Origin of the sequence: Methylobacterium sp. WL18 (genome assembly GCF_008040015.1) — a bacterium.
Lineage (GTDB): Bacteria > Pseudomonadota > Alphaproteobacteria > Rhizobiales > Beijerinckiaceae > Methylobacterium > Methylobacterium mesophilicum.
In genome coordinates this window covers 1-3,394 of sequence record NZ_VRVD01000512.1, presented here as the reverse complement: position 1 = coordinate 3,394, position 3,394 = coordinate 1, and the positions used below count along the sequence as shown (strand labels likewise).

The 3,394-nt window shown below is 72.0% G+C and carries 5 protein-coding genes; 2 read left to right on the top strand and 3 right to left on the bottom strand.

All coding sequences use genetic code 11. The features are described 5' to 3' along the window. Window positions 1–2: 2 nt before the first annotated feature. The 3 genes from FV228_RS24075 to folE form a co-directional block, all read right to left on the bottom strand. Entirely contained in the window at window positions 3–986 is a 984-nt protein-coding gene (locus FV228_RS24075; RefSeq protein WP_147856871.1) for a patatin-like phospholipase family protein, read from the bottom strand. Next, window positions 983–1,405: a phosphoribosyl-AMP cyclohydrolase gene (hisI, locus tag FV228_RS24070; RefSeq protein WP_147856870.1), complete on the bottom strand. Its 423-nt coding sequence runs from the start codon at window positions 1,403–1,405 to the stop codon at window positions 983–985. The genes FV228_RS24075 and hisI overlap by 4 nt, the downstream gene beginning before the upstream one ends. 107 nt (window positions 1,406–1,512) lie before the next feature. After that, window positions 1,513–2,349 carry a GTP cyclohydrolase I FolE gene (gene folE / locus FV228_RS24065; protein ID WP_147856869.1) on the bottom strand — a complete coding sequence of 279 codons (837 nt, stop codon included), beginning with the start codon at window positions 2,347–2,349 and terminating at the stop codon, window positions 1,513–1,515. A 251-nt stretch (window positions 2,350–2,600) separates the two neighbouring features. Here folE and FV228_RS24060 point away from each other — a divergent pair, with 251 nt between their 5' ends. Both FV228_RS24060 and yidD read left to right on the top strand, forming a co-directional pair. After that, complete coding sequence (locus FV228_RS24060) at window positions 2,601–3,092, top strand: iron-sulfur cluster assembly scaffold protein (protein WP_147856872.1); 492 nt, start codon at window positions 2,601–2,603, stop codon at window positions 3,090–3,092. A gap of 6 nt (window positions 3,093–3,098) precedes the next feature. Next, window positions 3,099–3,394 (top strand): membrane protein insertion efficiency factor YidD (gene yidD, locus FV228_RS24055; RefSeq protein ID WP_147856868.1); only part of this gene is annotated, 296 nt, incomplete at its 3' end.

The following is a 3,394-nucleotide window of genomic DNA, read 5'->3' as shown; positions in this document are numbered from 1 at the left end:
CTCTAGGCGCGCGCGGCGGCGCCGCTCACGACGGCGCGAATCCGGGGCAGGGCCGCCCGGGCCGCCCGGTAGCCGATGTCGATCCCCTCGGCGGCCTTGTGGAAGTCGAACAGGCCGAAGGCCGCGACATCCGGGCCGATGGCCACGTCCGGCGGGTCGCGCTCCAGCCGCGCCCGGGAGATCCGGTCCTGGGTGATGTTGAACGCGCCGAGCACCACCCGGGCGATGCCCGGGACCGGGATCTCGGCCTCCTGGGGCTCGAAGCCCGGCAGGCGCGCGCGGATCAGCTGGAGGAAGCTCCGGCGCGCGGCCGGCGCCGGCACCTCGTGCACCACCGGGCCGCCGGTATCGCCGTTGAGGTTCACGCAGATCACGAGGTCGGCCCCGAGCGCGCGGGCGAGCGCCACCGGCACGGGGTTGACCAGGGTCCCGTCCATCAGGACGCGCCCCTCATGGGTCACGGGCGGGAACAGGCCGGGGATGGCGTAGGAGGCGCGCACGGCCTCCACGGTCGGGCCCTCGGTCAGGCTCACCTCCAGGCCGCTGCCGAACTCGGTGGCGACGCAGCCGAAGCGGATCGGCAGGCTCTCGATCCGGCGCGTGCCGAGATCGGCGAACAGGCGCCGACGGAGGCGGTTGCCGGCGATCAGCCCGGAACCGGGAAAGCGCGGGTCGATCAGCCGGACCACCCGGTGCCGGGTCAGTTCCCGCGCGAAGGTCTCCAGCCGGTCGAGGCGCCCCGCGGCGTAGCAGGCGCCGACCACCGCCCCGATCGAGCAGCCGGCCACCACGGTGGGATGGATGCCGCCTTCCTCGAGGGCGCGGATCACCCCGATATGGGCCCAGCCCCGGGCCGAGCCGCCGCCCAGCGCCAGGCCGATGCGGGGGCCGGCACTGGGCAGGGGCCGGATCGGCTCGACGGTGCCGGGGAGGAAATAGGGGACGGCCGGACATTCTTGCCACTGCAAGGCAAGGGACGCGCTCATGCCCCGGCGGCCTCCAGGGTGACGGCCCCATCGGCCCCGCGGACGACGCGGCGGTAGAAGCAGGCCCGGCGGCCGGTGTGGCAGCAGCCGCCGTCGCCGCCGACCTCCACGCGGATCAGCAGCGCGTCCTGGTCGCAATCGACCCGCATCTCGACGACGCGCTGGATCTGCCCGCTGGTCGCGCCCTTGTGCCAGAGTTCCTGCCGGGACCGCGACCAGTACCAGGCTTCCCCGGTGGCGATGGTCCGGGCCAGGGATTCGGCGTTCATGTGGGCGAGCATCAGCACGCGCCCGTCATGGGCGTCGACCGCGATGCAGGCGATTAGGCCGTCCCGGTCGAAGCGCGGGGTCAGGCCCGTGCCTTCCTCGACCTCGGCCCGGGTGCCGGGGGGATCGAAAGCGCTATCGCTTGCGGTCATGGCGGCAGAAGCGAGTCCGGTGGAGCTTGAATCGACGCTATGGGGTGTAGCCCGATCGATGAAGGCCGCGTGACGATGGCCGCCCGATCGGGGCATCCGGCCTGCGGTTACTTGGTGCCGCCGCGCACCAGGGTGAGGAAGCGCACCTGCTCGCTGGCGTCGTCCTTGAAGACGCCGCGGAACTGGCTGGTGATCGTCGAGACGCCGGCCTTCTGCACGCCGCGCATCGCCATGCAGAGGTGCTCGGCCTCCACCATCACGGCCACGCCCCGGGGCTTGAGGATGCTCTCGATCACGTCGGCGACCTGCGCCGTCATGGTCTCCTGCGTCTGCAGGCGGCGCGCGAAGGTGTCGACCACGCGGGCGAGCTTCGAGAGCCCGACGACCCCGCGGGTCGGGTAATAGGCGATGTGGGCGAGCCCCATGAACGGCACCATGTGGTGCTCGCAATGGGAGTAGAACGGGATGTCGCGCACCAGCACGATGTCCGAATAGCCCTCGACCTCCTCGAAGACGCGGGCCAGCAGGGCCTCGGCATCCATCTCGTAGCCGCCGAACAGCTGCCCGAAGGCCTTGGTGACCCGGGCCGGCGTGTCGCGCAGACCCTCGCGGGTCGGATCGTCGCCGGCCCATCGCAGGAGCGTGCGCACCGCGGCCTCGGCCTCGGCACGGCTCGGGCGGCCGGTCTCGATCCCCTCGGGCACGCGGGTGGCGGAGGCGGGCTCCGGCGCGACCTCGACCGCTGCGGGGCGGCCGTCATCGACCGGTCGGTTGTCGTTGCGCATGCCGGTCAGACTCTGTCCCAGATCCCGCCCATCGATGCCGCCCCGGTCCGGACCCTGTCCTTCGCCTCGATAGGACAATGATTTAAGCGCGGCATCCATGGCATCTCCGGCCCGCGCCACACGGGACTTCATCGTGGTGCTGTCAGGCTTGGCATACATCGTCGGATCGCGTCGGGCCTGTGAGGGAGATCCCGGGCTCGAAACAAGTTCGAGCCGGCGCCCCGGTTGGACTAGAGCCGTGGGAACTACCTTGGCCGTGGGCGCGACCCTGGTCGACGAACCGCCTCCTCGCGAAGCGACCGTCGGGGGCCTATATCATTGTTCGCGCGGCAACACGCAATGCACGGGTCGCGCGGCAGAATCCCGATGGGCAATAGCCCGATCGGATGACGCACCCGCCCGAGGCCCCGATGCTCGACGACATCTACAACCGCCGTATCCTCGAACTGGCCGCCGACATCCCGCATCTGGGACGCCTGGAGCGGCCCGATGCCAGCGCCACCGCGCATTCCCGTTTGTGCGGCTCGACGGTGACGATCGACCTCGTACTCGGCGCGGACGGCCGCGTGGCCGACTTCGCTCAGGAGGTCCGGGCCTGCGCCCTCGGGCAGGCCTCCTCGTCGCTGATGGGCCGCCACGTGGTCGGCGCCACCGAGGACGAGCTGCGCGGCGTCCGCGAGGCCATGCGGGCGATGCTCAAGGCCAACGGTCCCGCGCCCGACGGGGCCTGGGCGGACCTCGCGGTCCTGGAGCCGGTGCGGGAGTTCAAGGCGCGCCATGCCTCGACCCTGCTGACCTTCGACGCGGTGGTCGACGCCCTCGACCAGATCGCCGCCAAGCGCCAATCCGGCGGAGAACAAGCCACCGGAAAGCCGGCTACAGCGGCGACGGCCGCCGCGTAGGCCCCGATGGTCCGCCGCGCCGCGCATTGGGCGATTCGCACCTACCAGCTGACCCTGTCGGGCTTGATCGGCCGCCAGTGCCGCCACTGGCCGAGCTGCTCCGAATACGCCGACCAGGCCATCGCCCGGCACGGCCTCTGGCCGGGCGCCTGGATGGGATTCGCACGGATCTGCCGCTGTGGCCCGTTCGGTACCCACGGCATCGATCTCGTGCCGGAGCGGCTGCCGGGCGGGGGCGTCTGGTACCGCCCCTGGGCCTATGCCCGCTGGCGCGGCGCGGCGGACCATCGGGGCCTACGCGG